Origin of the sequence: Nocardioides allogilvus, from assembly GCF_003047285.1 — a bacterium.
Taxonomy (GTDB): domain Bacteria; phylum Actinomycetota; class Actinomycetes; order Propionibacteriales; family Nocardioidaceae; genus Nocardioides; species Nocardioides allogilvus.
Genome location: NZ_PZYX01000003.1, coordinates 182,375 through 205,579, shown reverse-complemented (window position 1 = coordinate 205,579; position 23,205 = coordinate 182,375). Strand labels below are relative to the sequence as shown.

The window sequence follows — 23,205 nt, the reverse complement described above, 5'->3', positions numbered from 1 at the left end:
TCAGGCGGCTCAGTCGCGCAACGCGGGCAGCACCTCGGTGGCGAAAGCGTCGATGAACGGTCCCTGGTCCTGGCCGACGAAGTGCAGGTAGAGGTCGTCGAAGCCGAGCGCGGCATATTCCGCCAGCCAGGCGCGGTGCTGCCCGAGGTCGGCCGAGACCCGCACGTGCTCGCGCACCGTCGCGGGAGTGACGTGCTGGGCCATCAGGTCGAAGGCCTCGGGCAGCTCGGTGTCCCAGCTGACCGGTTCGGGGAAGACGTTGGTGCGCCACTGGTCGTGCGCGATCGCCTCCGCCTCGTCCTCGGTCGCCGCCCAGGACAGGTGCACCTGCAACGCGGCCCGGCCGCGACCGCCGGCGTCGCGATAGGCGGCGAGCAGGTCGCGCAGCACCTCGACCGGCTGGTTGAGCGTCACCAGGCCGTCCGCCCAGCCCGCGACCCGGGCCGCGGACTCGACCGACACGGCGGGACCCACGAGGAGCGGCCGGGGATCGGGGATGTCCCACAACCGGGCACGGTCGACGGTGACCAGGCCACGATGGGTGACCTCCTCGCCCGCGAGCAGCCGGCCGATGACGTCGACGCACTCCTCGAGCCGCCCGGTCCGCTGCTCCTTGTCGGGCCAGCGCTCCCCGGTGATGTGCTCGTTGGACGCCTCGCCGCTGCCGAGCGCCGCCCAGAAGCGTCCGGGGAACATCTGGCCCAGGGTCGCGATCCGCTGCGCGTGCACCGCCGGGTGGTAGCGCTGCCCGGGAGCGGAGACGCACCCGATGGCCAGGTCCGTGGTGGCCAGCGCGGCCCCGAGCCAGGCCCACGCATAGCCCGCGTGCCCGTGCCGCTTGCTCCACGGCGCGAAGTGGTCCGAGCACATGGCCATCTCGAAGCCCGCGCGCTCGGCTTGCTGGACGTCGGCGAGCAGCCGACGGGGCGAGATCTGCTCGTGCGAGGCATGGAAGCCGACGCGGGTCACGACTGGTCCTTTCCCTCGGGGGCGGTCAGTGGTCGATGCGGCGGTCGTCGTCGAGGACGACGCGCAGCCAGCGATGGTCGTACGCCGAGAGCGTGCACGTGAACCGGCCGCGCGGGCCGGTCTCCAGCTCCTCGGAGGGACCCGGCGTGAGCAGGTCGACGAGCCTGGTCCCGCGCGTGAGACCGGGCACCTCGAGGCTGACCTCGACCGGCTCGTCGGCGAAGTTGTGGAGTGCGAGGAGGGCCCACTCGTCCTTGCGGCACACGTGGGCCAGCACCCGGTCGTCACCGTGGTCGAACACCTCCACCGTCGACCACCCGATCTCCGGTGACTGCCGGTAGCGGGAGATGATGCGGCGTACGAACGACCACAGCGAGTCGGGATCGCTGCGCTGGGCCGCCACGTTGACCTGGTCCGCGCCGTAGGCGCCCCGGGTGACCGGACGGACCAGCGAGCGGCGTCCGGCGGTCGAGAAGCCGCCGTGGTCGCCGGGCTGCCACTGCATCGGTGTGCGGACCGCCAGCCGACCGGGCACGTCGAGGTTCTCCCCCATCCCGATCTCCTCGCCGTAGAACAGCACCGGCGTGCCGGGCAGCGAGAACATCAGCGAGTAGGCCATCCGGATCCGCCGCTGGTCGCCGCCCAGCATCGGCGGCAGCCGGCGCCGCAGCCCGCGGTCGAAGAGCTGGTGCTCCGGGTCGGGGCCGAAGGCGTCGAAGACCTCCTGGCGCTCGTCGGCGCTGAGCTTGTCGAGCGTCAGCTCGTCGTGGTTGCGCAGGAAGTTGGCCCACTGGCTGCCGACGTCGATCGCCGGTCGCTCGCGCAGCGCCGTCGTGAGCGGGCGGACGTCTCCGCGCGCCAGCGACAGGTAGAACGCCTGCATGCCGATGAAGTCGAACTGCATCGACAGCTCGTCGGCGTCGCCGCTGCCGAAGAACGCCGCCATGTCCGGGTAGGGGAGGTTGACCTCGCCGAGGAACATCACGGTGCCGTTCCGCCGCCCGGCGTGCGCCTTCAGGTTGCGCAGGTAGTCGTGGGGGTCGAACGGCGGGAACCTGCGCTCCTTCTTCGGCACCTGGTCCTCGGTGAAGAGGAAGGGCACGGCGTCGATCCGGAAGCCGTCGATGCCGAGCTCGAGCCAGTAGCCCATCGTGCGCATCACCTCGTCGCGGACGGCGGGGTTGGCGAGGTTGAGGTCGGGCTGGGTCTTGTAGAAGTGGTGGAGGTACCACTGCCCCGAGGCGGGGTCCTGCTCCCAGATCGAGTCCTCCTTGTCGGGGAAGACGACCTGCTTGCTGGTGTCGGGCGGCGTGGACGAGCGCCAGACGTACCAGTCCCGGCGCGGGTCGTCCTCACCGCGGAGCGCCTGCTTCCACCACGGATGCCGCTCCGAGGTGTGGTTCATGACGAAGTCGACCACGACCCGGATGCCGCGCGAGTGGCACGTGCGCACCAGCTCGACGAGGTCGCCGGCACTGCCGAGCTGCGGGTCCACGCCGTAGAAGTCGGTGATGTCGTAGCCGTCGTCACTGCCACCCGTCGGGTAGAAGGGCATCAGCCACAGACAGGTCACGCCCAGGTCGGCGAGGTAGTCGACCCGGTGGAGCATGCCGCGCAGGTCGCCGTTCCCGTCGCCGTCGAGGTCGAGGAAGGTCTGGACGTCCGCGCAGTAGAGGACCGCGTTCTTCCACCACAGGTCGGCGGTGTCGGCGAGGTTCACCACTTCACGACATCATGTCGGGGTGACAGGCACTTCACCCCGCTGGGTGCTCCATGTCGACATGGACCAGTTCCTCGTCGCCGTCGAGCTGCTGCGCCGTCCCGAGCTCATCGGCCTGCCCGTCATCGTCGGCGGCCGGGGCGACCCGACCGAGCGGGCCGTGGTCTCGACCGCGTCCTACGAGGCGCGCGAGCGCGGCGTGCACTCGGGACTGGCCCTGAAGATCGCCGTACGCCGCTGCCCCGACGCGATCCTGCTGCCGGTCGACTTCCCGGTCTACGAGGCCGCGTCCGCGGAGGTGATGGCGACCCTGCGCGCCCACCCCGGCGCCGTGGTGGAGGTGCTCGGCTGGGACGAGGCCTTCGTCGGTGTCGAGACCGACGACCCGCTGGCGACGGCGCTCGAGCTGCAGGCCGCGGTGCTCGCGCGGACCGACCTGCACTGCTCGATCGGGATCGGCGACACCCTCGTCCGGGCCAAGATCGCGACCGACTTCGGCAAGCCGCAGGGCACCTACTTCCTGCACCGCGAGAACTGGCTCGACGTGATGGGCCACCGGCCGACCACCGCGCTGTGGGGCGTCGGACCGAAGATCGGCCAGCGGCTGGCGGCGATCGGGATCGACACCGTGGCCCAGCTCGCGGCCAGTCCCGACGAACCGCTGGTCGAGGCGTTCGGTCCCAACACCGGCCCGCACATCGGCCGGCTCGGGCGCGGCGGCGGGCGCGCCTGGCCCGACGACACGCCCTGGGTCGCGCGGGCCCACGGCCGGGAGACGACCTACCAGGCCGACCTGACGACCCGCGACGACGTCGCCGTCGCCCTTCGGGAGCTGGCCGAGCGGGTGATCGAGGACCTCGCCAAGGAGGGCCGCGCGGCGACGCGGGTGCACCTCAAGGTCAGGTTCGCGCCGTTCTTCACGCACACCAAGGTGCGCAAGCTGTCAGGGCCGACGATGGATCCGGCCGTCCTGGCCGACACCGCCCTGGCGCTCTACGACGCGCTCGCCGACGACCGGCCGGTCCGGCTGCTCGGGGTGCGGGCCGAGATGGAGCCCCCCGAGGGCGGCTACTGAGGGTTGTCCACAGGCGCAGGTCTCGAGGTTCCTCGCCGGTCGCCCGCGGGAACCGTCCACGCATGACCCAGACACCACCCTCCGAGCCCTGGCTCGACGACCTCCGCCGCGAGACCGCCCGCCACCTCGAGCAGATCGCACAGGTGCAGGACGAGCTCTCCACGTTGTACGGCGAGGCGCACGCCGCCGAGGGACGCGTTCGCGTGCGCGTCAACGCAGCCGGACGGCCGACCGTGCTCACGCTGGAGCCGAGCGCCCTGGCCCTGCCGCCCTCCGACCTCGCCGCCGCGATCCTGCGGGCGGTCGACGACGCGACCGCGCGGGCGGGTGAGCGGCTCGCGGAGCTCGTCGGCACGCTGGTGCCCGCCGCGGACCTCGACGCGATGCTGGCCGGCCGACCGACGGACGCCGACCGTGTCGCCGTACGCGCGGAGCTCGACGCCCTCTCCGCTGACGGCGGTTGAGGAGGTCGCGCAGCGGCCCGGCTACTCCTGCTCGTGGATCGGGACCCTCGGCAGCTTCTTCACCTTCCGGATCCGCTTGCGACGGGCCGGGATCATCGAGCGCATCTCCTCGAGCTTGCCGAAGCACAGCAGCCGGTCGTCAGACTCGAGCACCGTGTCGGCGCGCGGGTTGGGGATGACGGCGGTGCCGCGGTGCAGGGTCAGCACGGAGATGTCCTTCTCGCGCAGGCCGGACTCGCCCAGGGTGAGCCCGACGATGTCGGCGTCGCCATGGACGAGCAGCTCGGCGACGCCGTACCCCGTCGAGACGCTGAGCCGCTGCCGGACGTCGATCTGCGGGAAGGCGACCTGGTTGTCGATGTGGTCGATGATCGCGCCGGCGACGTCGAGCTTGGTGGCGGTCTCGATGCCCTCGAGCCCGGGCGAGGAGTTGACCTCCATCACCAGCGGGCCGTCGTTGCCCTCGAGCATGTCGACGCCGGCGACCCGCAGGCCCATGATCTGCGCGGAGCGGACCGCGGCCTCCTCGAACGCCGGGTCGAGCTCGACGGCCTCGACCGTCCCGCCGCGGTGCACGTTGGAGCGGAACTCGTCGCCCTTCGCGACCCGCCGCATCGCCGCGACGACCCGGTCGCCGACGACGAGGGCGCGGATGTCGCGACCCTTCGACTCCTTGACGAAGCGCTGGATCAGGACGTTCTGCCGGGTGCTCTGCAGCGTCTCGATGATCGCCTCGGCGACCTTGATGTCCGGCGCCAGGATGACCCCGATGCCCTGGGTGCCTTCGAGCAGCTTGATCACGACCGGAGCGCCGCCGACGCGCTCGATCGCCGGGATCACGTCGGCGCGGTCGCGGACGAACGTGGTCGCCGGCATCGCGATCTCGTGCTTGGACAGGATCTGCGAGGCCCGCAGCTTGTCGCGGGAGTTGGAGATCCCGTAGGCCGTGTTGGGGGTGTAGACGTCCATCTGCTCGAACTGCCGCACGACGGCGGTGCCGAAGTAGGTGATCGAGTTGCCGATGCGCGGCAGGATCGCGTCGTAGTCGGAGAGCTGCTTGCCGCGGAACTGCAGGTCGGGCTGGTCGCCCGACAGGTCGATGCCGAAGCGCAGGGTGTTGAGCACCTTCACCTCGTGCCCCCGGTCCTGGGCGGCGGTGCGCAGCCGCTGGGTGCTGTAGGAGCGCGGGGCGCGGGACAGAATGGCCAGCTTCACGAGATCACACCTGATTGGATAGGGGGGTGGCAGCCACCCATCCAACCAGCCCCGGTCAGTTGACCGCCGGTTGGCGCGAATGGGTTCGTCTGCCCGGCATCGACGTCGAGTGGGTCAAGGCCAAGCTCGACACCGGTGCCCGGTCGAGCGCGATCCATGCCTTCGACATCCACGAGTTCGACCGCGACGGCGAGTCGTGGGTGCGCTTCTCCATCCACCCGTGGCAGCGCTCGCGCGAGGACTCCGTCGACGTCGAGCTGCCGATCCACGACCGCCGGCACGTGCGTTCCTCGACCGGGCACGTGCAGGAGCGCTACGTCGTGCTGCTGGACGTCACCCTCGTCGAGCGGACCGTGACCGCGGAGGTGACGCTGACCAGCCGCGACCAGATGGGCTTCCGGATGCTGATCGGACGCGAGGCGCTGCGCCAGGGCTATCTCATCGACTCGCGCCGGTCCTACCTCGGCGGTCGCCCGAAGAAGTCCGTACGGCGCCGCAACCGCGGCGTCTGATCAGGCCCGCAGCCTCTGGGCCAGCCCGTCGAGGATGAGCTCGAGCCCGTAGTCGAACTCATCGGCGTACGCATAGTCGCGACCCACGACCTGCTCGGTGATCATCTCGACGAGGTGCGGGTAGTCGTCGCCCAGCTGCCCGAGCTCGGCGGCGAACTCCTCGGTGCTCTCGCCGGGCTCCATCGGCAGGTTGAGCTCGGTCAGCACGAAGCCGAAGACGTAGGCGTCGATGACGGAGTAGGCGTGGGCGGCCAGCGCGACCGAGAAGCCGTGCCGGCGCAGGCAGCCCAGCACCGCGTCGTGGTGGCGCAGGAGTGCGGGGCCGGGGTGGCGTCGCGACTCCAGCAGCCCGAGCGTCCAGGGGTGGCGGCGGAGCACGTCGCGAGCCGACGACGTGCGGGTGGAGATCGCGACCCGCCACGGCAGCTCGGGATCGGGGAGCGTGATCTGGGCGAAGGCCCAGTCGGCGAGGGCGTCGAGGAGGTCCTCCTTGCCGCGGAGGTGGTGGTAGAGCGACATCGCCTCCACGCCGAGCTCGCGCCCGACGTTGCGCATGCTCACCGCCGCCAGGCCGCCGCGATCCGCGACGGCCACGGCCGCCGAGACGATCAGCTCGCGGCTGAGCGCGGGGCGGGCAGGCTTCGGGGACATGTCAGGGATCTCCCTAGTAGTGGACTTACGAGTGTAAGGATACGCTCTGCCTTACATGTGTAAGGAGATCACCATGAAGGCAGCAGTCCACCGCGCATACGGCGCTCCGGACGTCGTGCATGTCGAGGACGTCGCGACCCCCATGCTCGGTCCGAAGCAGGTGCTGGTGCGCGTGCACGCCACCGCCGTGACCGCCGCTGACTCCCGCATCCGCGCCGCGCGGTTCCCGCGGGGCTACGGCCTGATCGCCCGCGCGCTCTTCGGCCTGCGCCGACCGCGACGTCCCGTGCTCGGCTGGGTCGCCAGCGGGGTCGTGGAGGCCGTGGGCGCTCGCGTCGAAGGGTTCGCGGTCGGCGACGAGGTCTGCGGCACCACCGGCCTGGGCGCCGGCTGCCACGCCGAGCTCGCGGCGCTTCCGACCAAGCGCCTGGTGCACCTGCCGGCCGGCGTCACGCACGAGCAGGCCGCGGGAGTGCTCTTCGGCGGCGCGACTGCGCTGTACTTCCTGCGCGACGTCGGCAGCGTCCAGCCCGGGCAGACCGTCCTGGTCAACGGCGCGTCGGGGGCGATCGGCACCAACGCGGTGCAGCTGGCCAAGCACTTCGGTGCCGAGGTCACCGCCGTCGCGAGCGCCGCCAACGCCACGCTCCTCAAGGAGCTCGGCGCCGACCACGTCGTGGACTACGCCCTGACGCCGGTCGCGGGCCTGAGCGAGCGGTTCGACGTCGTCCTCGACACCGTCGGCAACCTCGGCCGCGACACCGGTCGCCGGCTTCTCACGCCGGACGGCGTCCTGCTGCAGGCGGTGGCGGACCTCAGCGACAACCTGCTCGCGCGCGGCAACGTCAAGGCCGGCACCACCCCGGAGCGGGCCGAGGACTTCGCGACCCTGCTCGACCTCGTCGCCGAGGGCCGGTTGGTCGTCGTGAACTCGCACGTCCTGCCCCTCGAGGACATCGTGCGCGCCCACGAGATCGCCGACTCCGGTCGCAAGGTGGGCAACGTCGTCGTGGTCCCGTGATGCCGCGTGCAGGGTCGGGCGACTGCGAGAATGCGCAGATGCCTGCCCACCACGACGCCCGCTGATGGCGCGCGAGTCCTTCGGGATCGGCACGGTCCGCATCCGCCCGGGCTCGAGCCGCAACCTCGAGCTGCCGATCACCCGCCTGGTCACCGGCTCCGACGTCAGCCTCCCGGTCCGGGTGGTGCACGGGCGCGAGGACGGCCCGACGGTCTGGCTCAGTGCCGCGATCCACGGCGACGAGGTCGTCGGGGTCGAGGTGATCCGCCAGGTGCTCGCCGGGCTCGATCCCAAGACCTTCCGGGGCACGCTCGTCGCCGTACCCGTCGTCAACGTCCTGGGCTTCATGACCGGGGACCGCTACCTGCCGGACCGCCGCGACCTCAACCGCTCCTTCCCGGGCTCGGCCCGCGGCTCGCTGGCGGCGCGCATCGCGCACCTGTTCATGACCGAGGTCGTGGCGAAGTGCGACGTCGGCCTCGACCTGCACACCGGCTCCGACCGCCGCTCCAACCTGCCCCACGTGCGCGCCGACCTCGACGACGACCTGACCCGCCAGCTCGCAGAGGCGTTCGCTGCGCCGGTGATGCTGCACGCCGGCATCCGCGACGGCTCGCTGCGCGAGGCCGCCCGCGAGCAGGGCGCCAAGGTGCTGCTCTTCGAGGCCGGTGAGAGCCTGCGCTTCGACGACTACGCCATCGACGCCGGTGTCATCGGTGTACGCCGCGTGCTGGCTGCACTGGAGATGACCGAGCCGGTCAACGAGTCGGCGCCGACCCCTTCGGTCGAGTCCCGCGCGAGCGGCTGGGTGCGCGCGCGGCGCACGGGCATCCTGCACCTCGACGTCACGCTCGGGCAGCTGGTCACCGAGGGCGAGCGGCTCGGCGCGCTGCACGACTCCTTCGGCAAGACGCTGCGACTGGTGCACGCGAACCGGACCGGGATCGTCATCGGCCGCACGGAGCAGCCGCTGGTCAACTCCGGCGACGCGCTGATCCACATCGCCGACGTCTTCACCGGCGACGCCTAGTCATCCAGCTGGTCACCAGCTCGGACCCGCCGTCGGCTGCTCGAAGCAGGGCTCGGGCTCGAGCCTGATCTGCGCGAGGCTCAGCGCCGACGGCTTCCAGTTGCCGTCGAGGGACGTCACCTCCTTGACGACGAGGCCCTGGGCCGCACCCAGGATCCGCCGCTGCACGAAGCCGAGGTTCTTCGCCCAGACCTGGTAGATCCCGAGGGCGAACTCGATGCGCCGCAGCTCGAGGGCGAGCTGGCCGAGCCGGGCGGTGATCTGGGCGCTGACGATGCCGGCCCGCGCGGCAGCGGCAGCCGCCCCGGCCGCGGCCGAGGCGCCGAGGGTGATGATCGCGCCGGCCGCGCTGAGCGCCAGCGAGATGGCCGCCCACTCGATCAGCTCCCGGACGAGGTCGCGCACGAGCTGCTCGCACCGGCGGACCGCGAGCGCGGCCTGGTCGAGCAGGTCGGCCACCTCGCTCGCGCCCTCGGCGACGGCGTCCAGGTCGCGCCTGATGTCGATCACCGCCTCGACGAGGGCCGTGTGGGCCAGGCCCTCCCACTGGCCGTCGACGCGCTCGAGCGCACCCCGCTCGTCATGCGCCACGTGCGTCAGCGCCTCCGACATCGCCCGCCAGCGGCGGGCCAGCTCGTGCACCTGCTCGCCGTCGCCGGTCACCCACTCGAGCTTCTCGAGCAACGGCGCCAGCAGCGGTCGCATGAGCGCGGCGATCTCCGCGCCCAGCGCACCGAGCTGCGACTCGAGGTCGAGCGCGTGTGCAACCCGGGGGCTCATCGCGGGCCGCCCAGGAGCGCCTGGAAGCGCTCGGCGACGTCGGCGTCGACGGCTCGGAACAGGTCGCGCACCTCGCGGACGCCGTCACTGAGGTCCTCGCACCGCTGCGCGACGTCCCAGATCTCGGCGCGGACGGCACGGTTGACGGCACGGAACGTCTCCACGACCTCGTGGGCGGGCAGGATCTTGCCCAGGGCGTCGGGGTCCAGCACCGCCTCACGCCGGTCGTGCTGGATCCGGATCAGGGTGTTGCGGGCGTGGCGCTGGTCGGCAGCGACGCGGGTCATCGCTGCGAGCTCGGCAACTAGTCGGCCGGTCATGGTGTCCTCCACTGCTGGGCGTTGGTGCAGGGAGAGTGCCCGCGCGAGGTGGGGGCGGAAACGACCGAGTCGTCAGCTGTGGAAAACCCTCAGCGCCAGCGGTCGCGCGCGCTGGGGGCGCGGCCCGCTCCGGGCTCGCCGACCTTCACCTCGCGCCCGTACGCCCAGCCGTCGGTGAGCGGCAGGAAGTCGCCGCTCCAGAAGGTGCCGGGGTCGAACCACTGCGCGCGCCGGTCGAGGGCGATCACGCCCATGTCCTGCAGCGTGGTCGCCACCACCTCGGCACAGAAGGCCTGCTCGGGGCGGACCTTGCGGCCGCGGTGCCGCTGCGCGACATAGGCGTCGCGCGCGCGGAACCAGCGCGCCAGCAGCTTGGCCGTGCTGGGGAAGGACACCCCGTCGAGGCGCGCGATCGCGGTCAGCATCGAGTCCTCCTCGCGGCGCCCGACCTCGGGTGTGAGCTGCCGTAGCCACGCCTGCTGGCGGTAGGTGCCCGACCACCGGTCGACGGCCTCGCGCAGGTCGTGCAGCTGCACGCCGCGGTGGTTGCCGCCCGTCCAGACGTCGGTGAGCACCTTGGAGAGCTCGGCGTGCCACATCAGCGGTGGCAGGTCGTCGATGACGACGGCCATCCCGACGTGGTTGACCGGGGAGTTGGTCAGCGTCCGGATCGCCCGGTCGGCGACGGTGCGTCCGCGGAAGAGCCACAGGTCGCCGGTCCGGGTGATGTCGACCGCTTGATCCAGGGTCAGGGCGTCGTCCATGGCGGCCAGTCTGCACTGGAGGGAAGGCCGCTGACCTCATCCGGGCAGAACGCCTATGCTCCGGTCATGGCCAAGAGGTTCGCGTGGTGGAAGTTGCTCGGCCTGGCCGGGGTGCTCGGCGGCGTCGCGACGGGCGCCGCGATCACGCGCCAGGAGCGCGAGCGCCGGTCCTACTCCGCCGACGAGATCCGCGAGCGCCTGCACCGCCGGCACGCGGAGATCGAGGATCCGTCCTAGCTGTACTCGGCAGGGACGTTCGTGACAGTGGGGGTCTTGTGAAACGGGAGAACCTCCCGGCTTAGTGGAGATGTCTAAGTCACCCACTCGCCCAGGAGGTCCTCGTGGCCCACGCTAACGCTCGCTTGAATCTGCACGGTCGTCGTTTGCTCGTCTCACGCGTGATCAACGACTGCAGACCGGTCGCCCACGTCGCGAAGGAACTCGGCGTCTCGCGCCAGTGTGCCCACCGTTGGGTTGCCCGGTTCCGGATCGAAGGCGACGCCGGCCTCCACGACCGACCCTCGCGACCACGCAACTGTCCACGCAGAACCCCGCTCGACGTCGAAGAACGGGTGCTCGAGCTCCGGCGCGAGGAACGTCGCGGTCAGGACTGGATCGGTCCCGAACTCGGTCTCGCTCCGCGAACCGTCTCAGCGATCCTGCGCCGCCACCACGTGCCCTACCTGCGCGAGTGCGACCCGCTGACCGGAGAAGTCATCCGGGCCAGCAAGACCACCGCGCTTCGTTACGAGCGCGACCATCCCGGCGATCTGATCCACGTCGATGTGAAGAAGATCGGCAAGATCCCCGACGGCGGCGGCTGGCGAGCCTTGGGCCGCGCCGCCACCGCCGCGCAACGTCACAAGCACGAGAAGATCGGCTACGACTACGTCCACGCCGCCGTCGATGACCACTCACGGCTGGCCTACGCCGAGATCCTCGACGACGAAACCGGACCAACCTGCGCCTCGTTCATGCTCCGGGCCGCACTGTTCTTCCTCAGCCACAGCATCAGCGTGCGCGAAGTCATCACCGACAACGCCCGCAACTACACCGTCTCCTACGACTTCCAAGCAGCGCTCAACGCCATCGGCGCTCGCCACCTGACCATCCGCCCCCACTGCCCGTGGCAGAACGGGAAGGTCGAGAGATTCAACCGCACCATCCAGACCGAATGGGCCTACCACCAGATCTTCGAGACCAACACCGAACGAGCCGACGCGCTTGATCCCTGGCTCGATCACTACAACACTCAACGACGCCACTCAGCCCTCGGAGGACTACCCCCGATCAGCCGGCTGTCATGAACCTGTCAGCCGAGTACACCTAGCCGTCCAGGTGCATCGCGTCGGCCTCCGGGCCGCGCTCGCCGTCGAGGTCGACCGAGTCGTCCTCCTCCGAGGCGTCACCCCCGAGCACGTCCTCACCCGCGGGGATCGCGTCCGGGTCGTCGCCACCGAGCATCTGCTCGTGCTCGGCCAGGTCCTCCGGGTCGGCCTCCTCCTGCCGTAGCCGGACGCTGAGCGACTCGTCATCGAGCTCCGCCAGCTCGGCGCCACGGGGGTGGCGGTCAGGCGGCGACCACGGCTCGTCGGCACCCGCGGTGGGGTCGTCGAGATTGACCTCTGCCTCGGACTGCTCCTGCGGGTCGAGCTCGGTCTGGCCGAAATCGCCTTCGCCCTGGTTGCTCATGCCTCCACCTTGTCCGCCTGCCCGGAACCGGACAAGCCTCACTCGTCGTTGGTCTCGTGGGCCCGGGAGTCGATCGCGTCGGTGTCGACGGTGTCGTTCTGCTCGGCGTTGCCCGCGGGCTCGGCCGCGAGCGCGGCGAGGCGCTCGGCGTCGTCGACGTGACGACCTGCCCCGGGGAACACCGAGCCCGGGTCCACGTCGTCGTCGCTGGCGTCGGGGTCGTGCCAGGGGTCATCGATCTGGGCAGCCATGTCAGTGCTCCTTCGTCTCGGTGCGCGCCGTCGGGTGCTCCAGCCCCGCGGCCTCGGTCAGCCATCCCCATGCCTGCGCCCGGGCCGCCTCGTCCGCGCGCGTGGTCGGCACGAGGTTGACCGGCCGCGGCCGTCGGTCGTGCCAGAAGAGCGCGGTGGGCGGAGCCGGCTGCGTCGCCGAGAGCCACACGCTGGTGTCGGCGCCCTGCGCGTCGTCGCGCAGCAGCGGTCGGGTCACCGCCCGGAACCGCGGCAGTGACTCCCGCACGCCCGGGGTGTCCGCCCAGCCCGGGTGCATCGCAGCCGTGGTGATCTCGTCGAGCGACCACCGGTCCGCGAGGAGCGGCAGCACCTCGACCTGCATGCGCTTGGACCGTGCGTACGCCGCTGTCGGGGAGTAGTCCCCGCGACGGAACCCGGGATCGTCGGACCGCAGGGGCTGGCCGTACATCCCGCCGCTGCTCACCAGCACGACCCGGCCGCCGGTCAGAACGGGCCGGAGGGCCTCGGTCATCACGACCGGCCCGAGCAGGTGCACGGCCATGCTCAGCTCGTGGCCCTGCGCCGACTCGGTCCGCTCGGGCGGCATCACGCCCGCGTTGTGGACCGCCGCGTGCAGGGCGGGCACCTCGCTGCCGAAGTCGGCAGCGAAGCGCCGTACGTCCTCGAGGTCGCCCACGTCGCAGCGCCACAGGCGCATCACGGCTCCGGGCAGCCGGGAGGCGATGTCGTCTCGCACCCGCGCTCCCTTGACCTCGTCGCGCACCACGAGGTGGACGGTCGCGCCGAGGGCGGCCACCCCCTCGACCGTGGCGGTGCCGAGCCCCGAGCTGGCGCCCGTGACCAGCATGTGTCGGCCGGAGAGCGCGCCGGGAGCGGGGTCGGCGGGCCAGCCCGGCAGCGCACGCCGGACGTTGAGCCCGATCTTCGTGTAGCCCAGGACCAGCGTCCGGTCCAGGAAGGTGTCGAGCGCGCGCGCGGGGAGCGGGGCGGTCATCGTGCCCCCGGGAGCCGGTCGAGGCAGCCGCGCATCTGCTCGACGGTCGTGCGCGCGAGGAAGGGGAGGTAGGCAGCCACGACGGGGACCGCGAGCTTGGACTTGCCGTGGAAGGAGAACTGAGCCGTGTAGGTCACCTCGGACCCGCCGTCGTGCGCGCGGATCCCGAGCACGTCGTGCCCGTGGAACTGCTCGTTGCGACCGGTCAGGCGGATGCGGGTCGGGTGCTCGAGCTCGACGGTGGTGTAGGTGATCACCGCCTCGCGGCCGAGGAAGGACGAGACGTTGCGATAGGTCGTGCCCACTCCCCCCGCACCCGAGGTCCGCTCGCACGACTTCGTGCCCGGATCCCACTCCTCGGCGTTGGTGAAGTCGGCGAGGTAGTCGAAGACCACCTCGGGTGGCGCGGTCGTGGTGAACGTGCGGGACACGGTCGGCATGTGGGCTTCCTCCTCGGTCGCTGTCCACGCTACGTCCGCTCCCCACACGACGGACCACCCTTGCGGACCGTCGCTGGTGCACACTTTCTCCAGGGAGGTCCGATGAACGAACACGCACACCACCCCGACGCCGAGGACTGGGACGAGCGCTACGGCGACGACCAGATGTGGAGCGGGCACCCCAACGAGCAGCTCGTCGTCGAGGTCAGCGACCTCGAGGCCGGCACGGCCCTGGACGTGGGCTGCGGCGAAGGCGCCGACGCCATCTGGCTGGCCGAGCGCGGCTGGCGTGTCGTCGGCATCGACGTGTCGGCCCGCGCCCTGGACCGGGCCGCGCGTGCCGCGGCAGCCGCGAGCGCTGACGTCGAGTGGCGACCGATCGGCCTGGAGCAGGTCGACGCATCGACGTACGACCTGGTGATCTCGTTCTATCCCGCCCTCGTGCGCAGCGACGGCGCCGTCATCGAGACCCTGCTCCGGACCGTCGCACCCGGCGGCACCCTGCTGGTGGTGCACCACGCCCATGTCGATCGCGAGCGGGCGCGCGAGCACGGCTTCGACCCCGATGACTACGTCCGGCACCAGGACCTGCTCGCTGTCCTCACCGGCCGCGACGGGTGGACGATCGAGGTGGCGGAGGAGCGGGGGCGTACGGCGCCCGAGGGACCCGGCGCCCACCACCACACCGACCTCGTCCTGCGCGTCCGGCGCGACTGAGGCTCAGCCTGGTCGCACCGTCAGCGACTGCGAGAGCGTGCCGATCGGTCCGTGCTCGTCGTGCAGCACGCTGCTCGTCACGCCCAGGCCGCCGGGACCGAAGGAGACCGTGGTGTCGAAGCCGAGCCAGCCGGGCTCGGGCGCGCGCAGCAGGTGGGCCGTGAGGTCGACGTTGGGGAAGGCGACCTCGCGCGGGTCGGCGCGGACGGTCATCCCGTTGGCGATGTCGAGCAGCCCCATGGCGGTCGCGGTGGCGCTGGCGGGCTCCTCGAGGAGCTGGGTGGCGCTGCGTGCCCAGAACCTTCCGCGACCGGGCCCGTGGTGGTCACGGCGCAGCGACGCCGAGGCGATGAAGCCGCCCGGCCAGACCGTCGTCGGGTCCCACTCGTCGAACGACTCCGGGTCCGGCATCGGCGGCAGGTCGGTGCCCGCCACCTCGCCGGTGTCGCCGCCCGCGAGCAACCAGGCACGCAGCAGCACGCCCGGGCGGCCGGCGTGCGTCAGCACCGCCTCCACGAGCTCGACGGTGCGACCGGGTCGGACGACGCGGACCTCGATCTCGACCTCCTCCAGCGGCAGGACGCCGAGGATGTCGTAGGAGAGGCGGCTCAGCCTCACGCCGTCGGAGCGGCGGGCGTCGAGGTCGAGCTCGACCGCGTGGGCCATCAGCCCCATCGCGGGCGCGATGTGCTGCTCGTCGGTGCGCCACGCACCACCGACGTGCTCGGTGGGGGCGAAGGTCGTCGGTCCGGTGCGGCGGAAGTAGGTCTGGTCCACGGGGACAGCGTGCCCCACGGCCCGGACCGTAGGCTCGGTGCACGCCGCTCCACCTGAGCCACCGGCCGAGGAGGCCCCTTGTCCCGCACTGCCACCCGCATCCGGACGATCCTGCCCAGCACGGGTCGCACCGCCCTCGGCGCCACGATCGCCGGCGGCGTCCTCACCGGCCTGGCGTCCGCGCCCGAACGGATGGGCCGGCTGTTCCGGCGCCGCTACCCGACGGTCGCGGTCACCGGGATGACCGGCGTCGGCAAGTCGCAGCTGGCCGACCGGCTCTCGCGGCGCTCCTCCGGCAACGGTGTCACCGAGGTCGGCTCGGCGGTGATGGAGCGCCGCACCCGGCGCTCGGCCCGCCTGCACGGCTTCCGCTTCCTCGTCGTCCCCGGCGACAACGCCGCCACCCGGCTGGGCGCCCTCGACGAGGTCTTCCACGACGAGCCGGTCGACGGCGTGATCCACGTCGTCGCCAACGGCCACGCCACCCCTCGCCGTACCGCCGGCACCACCGGAGCCGCGAGCGCCACCCGCGAGGAGCAGCTCGCCGCCGAGCTCGAGGACTGGGCGATCACCGCCCACCGCATCGCCTCGATGGCCGTCCGCCGCGACCGACCCGTCTGGCTCGTCATCGCAGTGACCAAGGCCGACCTGTACGCCGACGAGCTGGACGACGTCGTGCACTACTACTCGCCGGGGAGCGGATCGCCGTTCGGCGACAAGATCGACGAGCTCCGCGCACTGGCCGGCGGCGCGAAGCTCTCGGTCGACGTGCTCCCGGTGAGCAGCCAGGGTGGCGATCGCAAGTCCACCATCTCCACCAAGCAGGCGAGCGCCATGGTGGACGCGCTGGCCACCCGGCTCGCCCAGCTCAGCGGCCACGTCTGACCCGAAATTCCGGTACAGCTGTGTCAGGTCGGTTCGACGGCGCCGACCACGCGGCGTACGAACGTGTCGAGGTTGGTCTGCAGCCGAGCGACCCGCTGCTCGGTGCTGAGCGTCTCGACCGGCTGGACGCGGGCGGGGCGCTTGAGCCGGCGGGCGTAGAGCGAGCAGGCGAGGTCGGTGCACAGGTAGGTGCCGACGGTGTTGCCGTTGCGGCCCGAGGCGCCGGGGCGCGGCGCGACCATCAGCGCGACGTCGGTGGTGGAGTGGACGGTGCCGCACAGGGCACACATGTTCTGCCTCCCGGTCGCGCGACGATCGGTGCCCAGCCGCAGGACCAGGCCGGTGAGCGCCCCTCGCCACTCGGTGACGACGTAGGCCGCCGCCGGGGAGCCCGGGTCGCGCCAGCCGAGGAAGTCGAGGGAGTCCCAGGCCGTGTCGGCGAGACCCGACGGGATCCGCAGCCGCTTCGCCTCGCCCTGGGAGCAGTTGATGAACACCTTGCGGATCTCGGCCTCGGAGAGCGGGGTCATGGGTCCATCATGCGTGGACCGGGCCGGCCTCAGCGACTGACTTCCGCCACCTCCAGGATGCGCGACAGCTTCTCGGGGTTGCGGACGGTGTAGATCCCGGAGACCAGGCCCTCCTCGACCCGCATCGTCATCACCGAGTCGACCTCGCCGTCCTGGCGGACCAGCAGCGCCGGCCAGCCGTTGACCTGGACCAGCTCGGCCGTGAGCTGGCCGACCACGGTCGGGAGGCCCGCAGCCAGCAGCCGCGAGACCTTGTCGGCGCCGGAGATCGGACGTGGCAGCGCCTGCTTGATGCCGCCGCCGTCGCCCAGCAGCACGACGTCCGGCGCGAGGATGTCGACCAGGTCCTGGAGGTCCCCGGTGACCAGCGCCCGCTGGAAGGCCTCGAGCGCCACGCGGGTGTCGGCTCGCGACGTGACCCCGCGCGGGCGCCGCTCCGCGACCTGGGTCCGGGCGCGGTGGGCGATCTGGCGCACGGCTGCCTCGGACTTGCCGACAGCCTCCGCGAGCTCGCCGTAGCCCACGTCGAACACGTCGTGGAGCAGGAACACGGCACGCTGGGTGGGCGTCAGCGTCTCGAGGACGAGCAGCATCGCCGTCGACAGGCTGTCGGCGAGCTCGACGTCCTCGGCGACGTCGGGACTGGTCAGCAGCGGCTCGGGCAGCCACGGACCGACGTACTCCTCGCGCCGCCTTGACACCGTCCGCACCTGGTCCAGCGCAGTCCTGGTGACGATGCGGACCAAGAACGCACGTGGGTCGCGCACCTCGTCCTGATCGACGCGCTGCCACTTCAGCCAGGTCTCCTGCACCACGTCCTCGGCGTCGGCCGCGGAGCCGAGCATCTCGTAGGCGACGGTGAACAGCAGGCTGCGGTGGGTGACGAACGGGTCTCCGCTCATGCTCGTCAGGCTACGGGCTCGGTCCGGGCCTGCGACCGGGCTGCGAGAGGTGGCAGCCCGCACGCCTCGGCGTAGTGCTCGGACTGGATGCCGAGCGCGATGTTGCCGCGGGCGCTGGAGTTCATGAAGCCGACCTTGGCGGTCAGCTCCAGCAGCCCGGGGGCGCCGAGGTCCTCGAGCAGTGCCGCGGACATCTCGTCGGTGACGGTCACGGGCGTGTGGCACATCGCGACGGCGTACTCCATCACCCGCCGCTCCAGCGGCGTGAAGACCGTCGACTCCCGCCACCGCGGCACCTCGCGGGCCTTCACCTCGTCGAGGCCCTTGTTGTGGGACATGAAGTAGCCGAGGTCCAGGCAGAAGCTGCAGCCGATCTCGGCGGCCGCCGCCATGGTCGCGAAGGACGTCAGGTTGTGGTCGAGCTCGTGCCACTTCTCGCTCTTGCGGCCGAAGCTCATCGAGTCCTTGAAGACGGCGCGGTGGTGCCACATCACCTCTGCTCCCGCAGGCACGCCGCCCATCATCTTGCGCATGGCGATCTTGAGCAGGCCGCCGTAGACGCCGGTGATCTCTGCCCTGGGGATGCGCGGTTCGCTGGTCATCACTGTCTCCTTGTCGTGTGTACGCCGTTGCGTTCTGGACATGAAGACGCCGGCCGATCCCGTCGTGTGACATCCCGATCCCACTAGGCTTCTGCCCGGATCATCGACAACTCGGGAGAAATCATGGCGAAGAAGAAGGTGGTCCGGGTCGACACCGGGGCCGAGGAGACGAGCAGCGGACCCACGTGGAAGCCCACGCCCGAGGCAGAGGGCAGCGCCACCAAGCTCCGGCTCGTAGCGGGGCTGCTGTGGCTGCTGGCGATCGCGGGCGAGCTCTATGCGATCTTCGGGGTCCTGCGCGACACCCCGGTCAACATGGTGCTGCTGATCGGGCTGCTCGTGGTCATCGGACTCCTCGCGGCGGGCGGCTCGCTGCTGTGGAAGAAGGCCAACCGCCTCGACCCGGCCTCGCGCCGCGACACCGTGCGGTTCTTCGTGCAGAACCAGCTCGGCGCGATCATCACCGTGATCGCGTTCCTGCCCCTGATCGCGATGATCCTGCTCAACAAGGACATGAGCGGCAAGGAGAAGGCGCTGGCCGGCGGCATCGGCGCGCTGGTCATGATCGCCGCGACCGCGGTCGGCATCGACTGGGACGCGCCGTCGGTGGAGCAGTACACCGAGGAGAGCAACCAGGTCACCGACATCACCGGCGCCGACCTCGTCTACTGGACGAAGTCCGGCGAGGTCTTCCACCTCTGCGAGAAGGTGTCGGCGGTCAACCTGGAGTCGAAGGACAACACGATCTACTCCGGCACCGTCGCCGAGGCGCACGCCGCCGGCAAGGAGCGGCTCACGCTCCAGGTCGAGCAGGAGCGCAAGCAGTGCGGCTTCGACGCGCCTCCCATGGAGGAGCCGTCGGCCCCGACCCAGCAGTGATCCTCAGCAGCGCTTCCGGAACACGTAGCACCGCAGTCGCGGCTCGCTGGGCAGCATCGACGCCCCGGCTAGGTTGACGATCGGCAGCAACGTGCTGCCCAGGCTCGGCACCCCGAGGATCGCCGGCACGAAGTCGAGCGCCGCGGGCTCGACGTACGGCATGTAGGGCTGGGTGCAGACGGCCCTGTCGATCCGCGCGGGGTTCGCCGGACCGCGGTGGCCGAGGGCGTCCATCACCAGCGCGTAGGCGACGGGGTCGATGGTCCCGACGAAGTTGTGCTCGGAGGTCGCCGCGGGGCAGATGTCCTGGATCGCGGTGTTGCTGATGCGGCCCTTGCCGGTGCTCAGGAACGACGACGTCATCGGCGTCACCACCTCGTCGAGGCGGCTGGTGATGACGGTGTAGCTGATCCGGCGGAAGGTCTCGGTGCGTGAGTTGAGTGCCTGCATGAACCGCGCCTCGTCGACCTGCTGCCACACCGCCGGGGTGCAGGTCGTGGCGCCGGGGACGCAGTGCTGCAGCGCGGTCGTGCCGTGGTTGGAGGGAGCCATCCCGATGACTTCCGCGACCATCTTCCGGGTGTCGGGCCAGAAGCGCAGAGCCCAGCGCGGGTTCATGCCGCCCTGGCTGTGACCGAGGATCGCGATCTTGCGACCGGTGCGCTCGTGCATGGTGCGGATGGCGAAGACGTGGTGCTCCCCCGCGACCTGGATGTCACCGAACGTGTGGTGGGGCATCGTGATGGAACACCAGTAGCGGCCCTGGTCGGTGAAGGCCTTCGCGTAGTTCCAGGAGTAGTTCTCCTCCGGAGTCACGCTCGTGGCCGGGCTGAGCAGCACCGGGCGCTTGCGAGCCGACGGCGAGCCGTGGCAGTCGAGTGCCGCGCGCAGGTCGGCGCGCGGGACCAGCAGCCGCGGACCCGGGCGGTTGAGCGGCGCGTACGTCGATGACGACCCGCCGTCGCGCGCGGAGTCGGCAGCGGCGGGGACCGATGAGGCGCCCGTCAGGACGAGGGCGGCCAGGGTCAGGGCAGTCAACAAACGCTTCACGTATGTGACAACTGCGGGCGACCTGTCATGTCACGGCTGGCCGGTTGTCGCTCGCGTCACTAGCCTGCTGGCATGGGCCTCGTCACCGCCGACATGTCCGTCTCGCTCGATCTCGTGGGCGCGGGCCGCGACCAGTCGCTGGAGCATCCGTTCGGTCCAGCCGTGGGCGAGCGCTTCCACACGTGGATGTTCGAGCACGGCGAGGAGAGCGCCGACGAGATCGCCGGCATCCTCGACGCGGGCGCCTTCATCATGGGCCGGCACATGTTCGACCCCCACCGCGGCGAGTGGGACCTCGGGTGGACGGGCTGGTGGGGGCCGGAACCGCCGTACCGCGCGCCGGTCTTCGTGCTCTGCAGCCGACCGCGGGAACCCCTCACGATGGAGGGCGGGACGACCTTCCACTTCGTCACCGAGGGACCGACCGTGGCGCTCGAGCGCGCTCGGGCCGCGGCGGGCGAGCGCAACGTCTCGATCGCCGGCGGTGTCACCACCCTCAACGGCTACCTCGCTGCGGGCGTCGTCGACGAGCTGCGCCTGCACGTCGCACCCTTCACGCTGGGTGAGGGACTGCGGGTCTTCGACGACGTCCCCGACCTGACGATGGTCCCGGCCGCCAGCCGGACCACCCCGCACGTCACCCACCTCACGTTCCGCCGCGCCTGATCCGTGCGGCAGGCTTGCGCCATGACCTCAGACGTCGGCGACCGCATCGCCACCTGGCTCGAGGGCCTCGACCTCGCCCCTCACCTCGCCGAGGCCGGGCTCCCCACGTTCGAGCGCGACGAGCAGGGGCGCGCGCTGTGGACCGACCCCGCGACGGGCGAGGCGATGACCACCGCACAGCTCGAGGCGCTCGACCAGCTGCTGCACTCCGACGGCGACGACCCGGCGTACGCCGTGCCGATCGCGCTCGTGCAGGTCGCACGCCAGGAGCGGCTGCGCAGCGAGCTGCTCGCGAGCCCGTGGTTCACCTACGAGACGCTGGCCGAGGTGCGCGGCACCTCCATCGACGCGGCCCGCTTCGTCATCCACAAGACGGCGTCCCTGCACGGCCTGCTCATCGTCAGCCACGAGGGCCGCACGCTCGTCCCGGCCTTCCAGGTCACCGCCGCCGGCGAGCCCCGGCCGGAGCTCGCCCCTGTGCTCGCCCCGCTGCTCGCCGCCGGCATGGACCCGTGGAAGGCGTGGATCTGGCTCACCCAGCCGGCCGCGCTGCTCGGCGGCCTCGTCCCCGAGCAGGCCGCTGCGGACCCGGAGCATGCCGAGCTGGTCGCACACGCCGCCGTACGCCTGGCCGAGAAGGTCGCGGCGCAGCCGGTCGAGCGCGTGGTCAAGCCGCACACCTGCTGAGCAGCAGGCTGCGAACGGCTCAGCCGCCGCCGGCGGGCAGCGGCTCGAGCATGACGTCGGGGTTGTCGCGGGCTGTGGCAGTGGCGCGCCACTGGTCGGTGAAGATCGCCAGGTGGGTGCCGTCGGAGCGCTGCAGGACCTCGACGCCGCGGGCGCCGCGCAGCGCCAGCGCACCTTCCGCGTCCGTGCGGCGCGCGACCTTGTAGTCGAGCGACGAGAGCCGGATCGGGGAGTTGAACTCGTTGGCCATCCGCTCCTCGACGACCTCGAACTGCATCGGGCCGACGGCCGCGAGCACGGGGCTCTGGTCGCCGCGGAGGTCGGAGCGCAGCACCTGCACCACGCCCTCCTGGTCGAGCTGCTCGATGCCGCGGCGGAACTGCTTGTAGCGGCCGATGTCCTTCGCCGTCGCGGTCATGAAGTGCTCCGGGGCGAAGGTCGGCACCGGCGGGAACTCGATCGGCTCGCCGGCATAGACCGTGTCACCCACGCGCAGCGCCTGGGCGTTGACGAAGCCGACGATGTCGCCGGGGTAGGCGTGCTCGATCGAGGTGACCTCGCGACCGAAGACCGCCTGGGCGTACTTCGTTGCGAACGGCCGACCGGTCGCGGCGTGCGTGACGATCATGCCGCGCTCGAAGTCTCCGGAGACGATGCGGGCGTAGGCCAGCCGGTCGCGGTGCGAGGCGTTCATGCCCGACTGCACCTTGAAGACGAAAGCGCTGAAGTCGTCGTCGACCGCGCGCGAGGTGCCGTCCACGCCGGCGACCGTGCCGGGCGCAGGGGCGAGGTCGAGCAGCAGGTCGAGCAGCTGCGCGACGCCGAAGTTCTGCAGGGCGCTGGCGAACATGACCGGGGTCGTGACGCCGGCGAGGAAGCGCTCCTGGTCGTGGTCGGCGTCGTCGAGCGAGAGCAGCTCGTGCTCCTCCACCGCCGCGGCCCAGACGTCGGCGTCCGCGGCGTCCACGTCATCGGCCGACATCCGCAGCTCGGGCGCGCGGGTGGCGCCGCCGGCGGTGCGCGTGTACTTCACGAACTCGCCCGTACGGCGATCGAGGACCCCACGGAAGTCACCGGCCTCACCGACGGGCCAGGTGAGAGGCGTCGGGCGCAGCTTGATCTGCTGCTCGATGAGGTCCATCAGCTCGAGGGCCGCGAGACCGGGACGGTCCCACTTGTTGATCACCGTGATGACGGGGATGCCGCGCAGCGCGCACACCTTGAAGAGCTTGAGCGTCTGCGGCTCGAGCCCCTTGCCCGCGTCGACGAGCATCACGGCGGAGTCGACGGCCGAGAGCACGCGGTAGGTGTCCTCGGAGAAGTCGGAGTGGCCGGGGGTGTCGACGAGGTTGATGACGTGGTCGCGGTAGACGAACTGGAGCGCGGCCGACGTGATCGAGATCCCGCGCGCCTTCTCCATGTCCATCCAGTCGGAGACGGTCGCGCGGCGACCACCCTTGCCGTGCACGGCACCGGCCTCGGTGATCACCCGCGCGTGCAGCGCCAGCGCTTCGGTGAGCGTGGACTTTCCGGCGTCAGGGTGGCTGATGACGGCGAAGGTACGGCGGGGGCGCTTGTCGGACACGTCCGGAAGTTACCCCGCCGCCAG

Annotated in this window: 29 protein-coding genes; 12 read left to right on the top strand and 17 right to left on the bottom strand. The window is 71.3% G+C overall.

All coding sequences use genetic code 11. The features are described 5' to 3' along the window. Window positions 1–9 precede the first annotated feature (9 nt). Window positions 10–969 (bottom strand): TIGR03885 family FMN-dependent LLM class oxidoreductase, encoded by a 960-nt coding sequence (locus C9J87_RS07485; protein WP_107705136.1) that lies wholly within the window; start codon window positions 967–969, stop codon window positions 10–12. Between the two features lie 25 nt (window positions 970–994). After that, window positions 995–2,692: an alpha-amylase family protein gene (locus C9J87_RS07480; protein ID WP_198652299.1), complete on the bottom strand. Its 1,698-nt coding sequence runs from the start codon at window positions 2,690–2,692 to the stop codon at window positions 995–997. A 19-nt stretch (window positions 2,693–2,711) separates the two neighbouring features. On the opposite strand from C9J87_RS07480, the gene C9J87_RS07475 reads away from it, so the two are divergent. Further along, complete coding sequence (locus tag C9J87_RS07475; RefSeq protein ID WP_198652298.1) at window positions 2,712–3,764, top strand: DNA polymerase IV; 1,053 nt, start codon at window positions 2,712–2,714, stop codon at window positions 3,762–3,764. Window positions 3,765–3,826: 62 nt separating this feature from the next. Continuing rightward, window positions 3,827–4,228, top strand: coding sequence for a YbaB/EbfC family nucleoid-associated protein (locus tag C9J87_RS07470; RefSeq protein ID WP_107705134.1), 402 nt, complete (start codon window positions 3,827–3,829; stop codon window positions 4,226–4,228). 21 nt (window positions 4,229–4,249) lie between these two features. On the opposite strand, the gene C9J87_RS07465 is transcribed toward C9J87_RS07470, so the two are convergent. Beyond that, window positions 4,250–5,443 carry a RimK family alpha-L-glutamate ligase gene (locus tag C9J87_RS07465; protein WP_010834511.1) on the bottom strand — a complete coding sequence of 398 codons (1,194 nt, stop codon included), beginning with the start codon at window positions 5,441–5,443 and terminating at the stop codon, window positions 4,250–4,252. Window positions 5,444–5,469: 26 nt separating this feature from the next. Between C9J87_RS07465 and C9J87_RS07460 the strand changes: the two genes are divergently transcribed. Then, complete coding sequence (locus C9J87_RS07460; RefSeq protein ID WP_036491375.1) at window positions 5,470–5,955, top strand: ATP-dependent zinc protease family protein; 486 nt, start codon at window positions 5,470–5,472, stop codon at window positions 5,953–5,955. Here C9J87_RS07460 and C9J87_RS07455 read toward each other — a convergent pair whose 3' ends face one another. Continuing rightward, on the bottom strand, window positions 5,956–6,606 hold the full coding sequence (locus C9J87_RS07455) for a TetR/AcrR family transcriptional regulator (protein ID WP_010834513.1): 651 nt from the start codon (window positions 6,604–6,606) through the stop codon (window positions 5,956–5,958). A 73-nt stretch (window positions 6,607–6,679) separates the two neighbouring features. Here C9J87_RS07455 and C9J87_RS07450 point away from each other — a divergent pair, with 73 nt between their 5' ends. Then, window positions 6,680–7,627: an NAD(P)-dependent alcohol dehydrogenase gene (locus tag C9J87_RS07450; RefSeq protein ID WP_036491377.1), complete on the top strand. Its 948-nt coding sequence runs from the start codon at window positions 6,680–6,682 to the stop codon at window positions 7,625–7,627. Window positions 7,628–7,691: 64 nt separating this feature from the next. Next, window positions 7,692–8,657: a succinylglutamate desuccinylase/aspartoacylase family protein gene (locus tag C9J87_RS07445; RefSeq protein WP_107705133.1), complete on the top strand. Its 966-nt coding sequence runs from the start codon at window positions 7,692–7,694 to the stop codon at window positions 8,655–8,657. 12 nt (window positions 8,658–8,669) lie between these two features. Here C9J87_RS07445 and C9J87_RS07440 read toward each other — a convergent pair whose 3' ends face one another. From C9J87_RS07440 to C9J87_RS07430, 3 genes are all read right to left on the bottom strand, one after another. Next, window positions 8,670–9,437 carry a WXG100 family type VII secretion target gene (locus tag C9J87_RS07440; protein WP_107705132.1) on the bottom strand — a complete coding sequence of 256 codons (768 nt, stop codon included), beginning with the start codon at window positions 9,435–9,437 and terminating at the stop codon, window positions 8,670–8,672. Further along, entirely contained in the window at window positions 9,434–9,757 is a 324-nt protein-coding gene (locus C9J87_RS07435; protein WP_156887261.1) for a hypothetical protein, read from the bottom strand. The genes C9J87_RS07440 and C9J87_RS07435 overlap by 4 nt, the downstream gene beginning before the upstream one ends. An 89-nt stretch (window positions 9,758–9,846) precedes the next feature. Next, complete coding sequence (locus C9J87_RS07430; protein ID WP_107705131.1) at window positions 9,847–10,521, bottom strand: hypothetical protein; 675 nt, start codon at window positions 10,519–10,521, stop codon at window positions 9,847–9,849. 66 nt (window positions 10,522–10,587) lie between these two features. Between C9J87_RS07430 and C9J87_RS19930 the strand changes: the two genes are divergently transcribed. Both C9J87_RS19930 and C9J87_RS07425 read left to right on the top strand, forming a co-directional pair. Then, window positions 10,588–10,758, top strand: coding sequence for a hypothetical protein (locus tag C9J87_RS19930; RefSeq protein ID WP_198016876.1), 171 nt, complete (start codon window positions 10,588–10,590; stop codon window positions 10,756–10,758). A gap of 104 nt (window positions 10,759–10,862) precedes the next feature. Next, window positions 10,863–11,828 carry an IS481 family transposase gene (locus tag C9J87_RS07425; protein ID WP_036491618.1) on the top strand — a complete coding sequence of 322 codons (966 nt, stop codon included), beginning with the start codon at window positions 10,863–10,865 and terminating at the stop codon, window positions 11,826–11,828. A 19-nt stretch (window positions 11,829–11,847) separates the two neighbouring features. Here the strand turns inward: C9J87_RS07425 and C9J87_RS07420 are convergent, their stop codons facing one another. The 4 genes from C9J87_RS07420 to C9J87_RS07405 are packed head-to-tail and all read right to left on the bottom strand — an operon-like array spanning window position 11,848 to window position 13,901. Then, on the bottom strand, window positions 11,848–12,213 hold the full coding sequence (locus tag C9J87_RS07420; protein WP_107705130.1) for a hypothetical protein: 366 nt from the start codon (window positions 12,211–12,213) through the stop codon (window positions 11,848–11,850). A 38-nt stretch (window positions 12,214–12,251) separates the two neighbouring features. Next, window positions 12,252–12,464: a hypothetical protein gene (locus C9J87_RS07415; RefSeq protein WP_036491382.1), complete on the bottom strand. Its 213-nt coding sequence runs from the start codon at window positions 12,462–12,464 to the stop codon at window positions 12,252–12,254. Between the two features lies 1 nt (window position 12,465). Then, entirely contained in the window at window positions 12,466–13,461 is a 996-nt protein-coding gene (locus tag C9J87_RS07410) for an SDR family NAD(P)-dependent oxidoreductase (protein ID WP_107705129.1), read from the bottom strand. Further along, on the bottom strand, window positions 13,458–13,901 hold the full coding sequence (locus C9J87_RS07405) for an SRPBCC family protein (protein ID WP_036491384.1): 444 nt from the start codon (window positions 13,899–13,901) through the stop codon (window positions 13,458–13,460). The genes C9J87_RS07410 and C9J87_RS07405 overlap by 4 nt, the downstream gene beginning before the upstream one ends. A gap of 102 nt (window positions 13,902–14,003) precedes the next feature. On the opposite strand from C9J87_RS07405, the gene C9J87_RS07400 reads away from it, so the two are divergent. Next, on the top strand, window positions 14,004–14,618 hold the full coding sequence (locus C9J87_RS07400; protein ID WP_051204262.1) for a class I SAM-dependent methyltransferase: 615 nt from the start codon (window positions 14,004–14,006) through the stop codon (window positions 14,616–14,618). Between the two features lie 3 nt (window positions 14,619–14,621). Here C9J87_RS07400 and C9J87_RS07395 read toward each other — a convergent pair whose 3' ends face one another. Further along, window positions 14,622–15,395 (bottom strand): acyl-CoA thioesterase domain-containing protein, encoded by a 774-nt coding sequence (locus C9J87_RS07395; protein ID WP_010834522.1) that lies wholly within the window; start codon window positions 15,393–15,395, stop codon window positions 14,622–14,624. Between the two features lie 78 nt (window positions 15,396–15,473). Between C9J87_RS07395 and C9J87_RS07390 the strand changes: the two genes are divergently transcribed. Further along, window positions 15,474–16,280, top strand: coding sequence for a GTPase domain-containing protein (locus tag C9J87_RS07390; protein ID WP_107705128.1), 807 nt, complete (start codon window positions 15,474–15,476; stop codon window positions 16,278–16,280). Between the two features lie 23 nt (window positions 16,281–16,303). Here the strand turns inward: C9J87_RS07390 and C9J87_RS07385 are convergent, their stop codons facing one another. The 3 genes from C9J87_RS07385 to C9J87_RS07375 are packed head-to-tail and all read right to left on the bottom strand — an operon-like array spanning window position 16,304 to window position 18,314. Beyond that, the gene (locus C9J87_RS07385; protein ID WP_107705127.1) at window positions 16,304–16,810 is read right to left on the bottom strand and encodes an FBP domain-containing protein; all 507 of its coding nucleotides are present in this window, start codon (window positions 16,808–16,810) and stop codon (window positions 16,304–16,306) included. 29 nt (window positions 16,811–16,839) lie between these two features. Next, the gene (locus C9J87_RS07380; protein WP_107705126.1) at window positions 16,840–17,712 is read right to left on the bottom strand and encodes an RNA polymerase sigma-70 factor; all 873 of its coding nucleotides are present in this window, start codon (window positions 17,710–17,712) and stop codon (window positions 16,840–16,842) included. 5 nt (window positions 17,713–17,717) lie between these two features. Next, window positions 17,718–18,314: a carboxymuconolactone decarboxylase family protein gene (locus tag C9J87_RS07375; RefSeq protein WP_107705125.1), complete on the bottom strand. Its 597-nt coding sequence runs from the start codon at window positions 18,312–18,314 to the stop codon at window positions 17,718–17,720. Between the two features lie 123 nt (window positions 18,315–18,437). Here C9J87_RS07375 and C9J87_RS07370 point away from each other — a divergent pair, with 123 nt between their 5' ends. Continuing rightward, window positions 18,438–19,193 (top strand): hypothetical protein, encoded by a 756-nt coding sequence (locus C9J87_RS07370; RefSeq protein WP_107705124.1) that lies wholly within the window; start codon window positions 18,438–18,440, stop codon window positions 19,191–19,193. Window positions 19,194–19,196: 3 nt separating this feature from the next. Here C9J87_RS07370 and C9J87_RS07365 read toward each other — a convergent pair whose 3' ends face one another. Next, window positions 19,197–20,231 (bottom strand): esterase/lipase family protein, encoded by a 1,035-nt coding sequence (locus C9J87_RS07365; RefSeq protein WP_157953142.1) that lies wholly within the window; start codon window positions 20,229–20,231, stop codon window positions 19,197–19,199. Window positions 20,232–20,315: 84 nt separating this feature from the next. Between C9J87_RS07365 and C9J87_RS07360 the strand changes: the two genes are divergently transcribed. Both C9J87_RS07360 and C9J87_RS07355 read left to right on the top strand, forming a co-directional pair. Further along, window positions 20,316–20,909: a dihydrofolate reductase family protein gene (locus C9J87_RS07360; protein ID WP_107705122.1), complete on the top strand. Its 594-nt coding sequence runs from the start codon at window positions 20,316–20,318 to the stop codon at window positions 20,907–20,909. A gap of 21 nt (window positions 20,910–20,930) precedes the next feature. After that, window positions 20,931–21,596, top strand: a complete 666-nt coding sequence (locus C9J87_RS07355) for a hypothetical protein (RefSeq protein WP_107705121.1) — start codon at window positions 20,931–20,933, stop codon at window positions 21,594–21,596. Window positions 21,597–21,615: 19 nt separating this feature from the next. Here the strand turns inward: C9J87_RS07355 and C9J87_RS07350 are convergent, their stop codons facing one another. Beyond that, entirely contained in the window at window positions 21,616–23,181 is a 1,566-nt protein-coding gene (locus tag C9J87_RS07350; RefSeq protein ID WP_107705120.1) for a peptide chain release factor 3, read from the bottom strand. Between the last annotated feature and the right edge of the window lie 24 nt (window positions 23,182–23,205).

Excerpts from the sequence above, each read along its gene's own strand:
- C9J87_RS07405 (WP_036491384.1), bottom strand. The coding sequence starts at position 13,901 with ATGCCGACCGTGTCCCGCACGTTCACCACGACCGCGCCACCCGAGGTG.
- C9J87_RS07445 (WP_107705133.1), top strand. The coding sequence starts at position 7,692 with ATGGCGCGCGAGTCCTTCGGGATCGGCACGGTCCGCATCCGCCCGGGC.
- C9J87_RS07450 (WP_036491377.1), top strand. The coding sequence starts at position 6,680 with ATGAAGGCAGCAGTCCACCGCGCATACGGCGCTCCGGACGTCGTGCAT.
- C9J87_RS19930 (WP_198016876.1), top strand. The coding sequence starts at position 10,588 with ATGGCCAAGAGGTTCGCGTGGTGGAAGTTGCTCGGCCTGGCCGGGGTG.
- C9J87_RS07385 (WP_107705127.1), bottom strand. The coding sequence starts at position 16,810 with ATGACCCCGCTCTCCGAGGCCGAGATCCGCAAGGTGTTCATCAACTGC.
- C9J87_RS07410 (WP_107705129.1), bottom strand. The coding sequence starts at position 13,461 with ATGACCGCCCCGCTCCCCGCGCGCGCGCTCGACACCTTCCTGGACCGG.
- C9J87_RS07370 (WP_107705124.1), top strand. The coding sequence starts at position 18,438 with ATGGCGAAGAAGAAGGTGGTCCGGGTCGACACCGGGGCCGAGGAGACG.
- C9J87_RS07440 (WP_107705132.1), bottom strand. The coding sequence starts at position 9,437 with ATGAGCCCCCGGGTTGCACACGCGCTCGACCTCGAGTCGCAGCTCGGT.
- C9J87_RS07470 (WP_107705134.1), top strand. The coding sequence starts at position 3,827 with ATGACCCAGACACCACCCTCCGAGCCCTGGCTCGACGACCTCCGCCGC.
- C9J87_RS07400 (WP_051204262.1), top strand. The coding sequence starts at position 14,004 with ATGAACGAACACGCACACCACCCCGACGCCGAGGACTGGGACGAGCGC.
- C9J87_RS07430 (WP_107705131.1), bottom strand. The coding sequence starts at position 10,521 with ATGGACGACGCCCTGACCCTGGATCAAGCGGTCGACATCACCCGGACC.
- C9J87_RS07420 (WP_107705130.1), bottom strand. The coding sequence starts at position 12,213 with ATGAGCAACCAGGGCGAAGGCGATTTCGGCCAGACCGAGCTCGACCCG.
- C9J87_RS07455 (WP_010834513.1), bottom strand. The coding sequence starts at position 6,606 with ATGTCCCCGAAGCCTGCCCGCCCCGCGCTCAGCCGCGAGCTGATCGTC.
- C9J87_RS07355 (WP_107705121.1), top strand. The coding sequence starts at position 20,931 with ATGACCTCAGACGTCGGCGACCGCATCGCCACCTGGCTCGAGGGCCTC.
- C9J87_RS07375 (WP_107705125.1), bottom strand. The coding sequence starts at position 18,314 with ATGACCAGCGAACCGCGCATCCCCAGGGCAGAGATCACCGGCGTCTAC.
- C9J87_RS07380 (WP_107705126.1), bottom strand. The coding sequence starts at position 17,712 with ATGAGCGGAGACCCGTTCGTCACCCACCGCAGCCTGCTGTTCACCGTC.
- C9J87_RS07360 (WP_107705122.1), top strand. The coding sequence starts at position 20,316 with ATGGGCCTCGTCACCGCCGACATGTCCGTCTCGCTCGATCTCGTGGGC.
- C9J87_RS07415 (WP_036491382.1), bottom strand. The coding sequence starts at position 12,464 with ATGGCTGCCCAGATCGATGACCCCTGGCACGACCCCGACGCCAGCGAC.
- C9J87_RS07435 (WP_156887261.1), bottom strand. The coding sequence starts at position 9,757 with ATGACCGGCCGACTAGTTGCCGAGCTCGCAGCGATGACCCGCGTCGCT.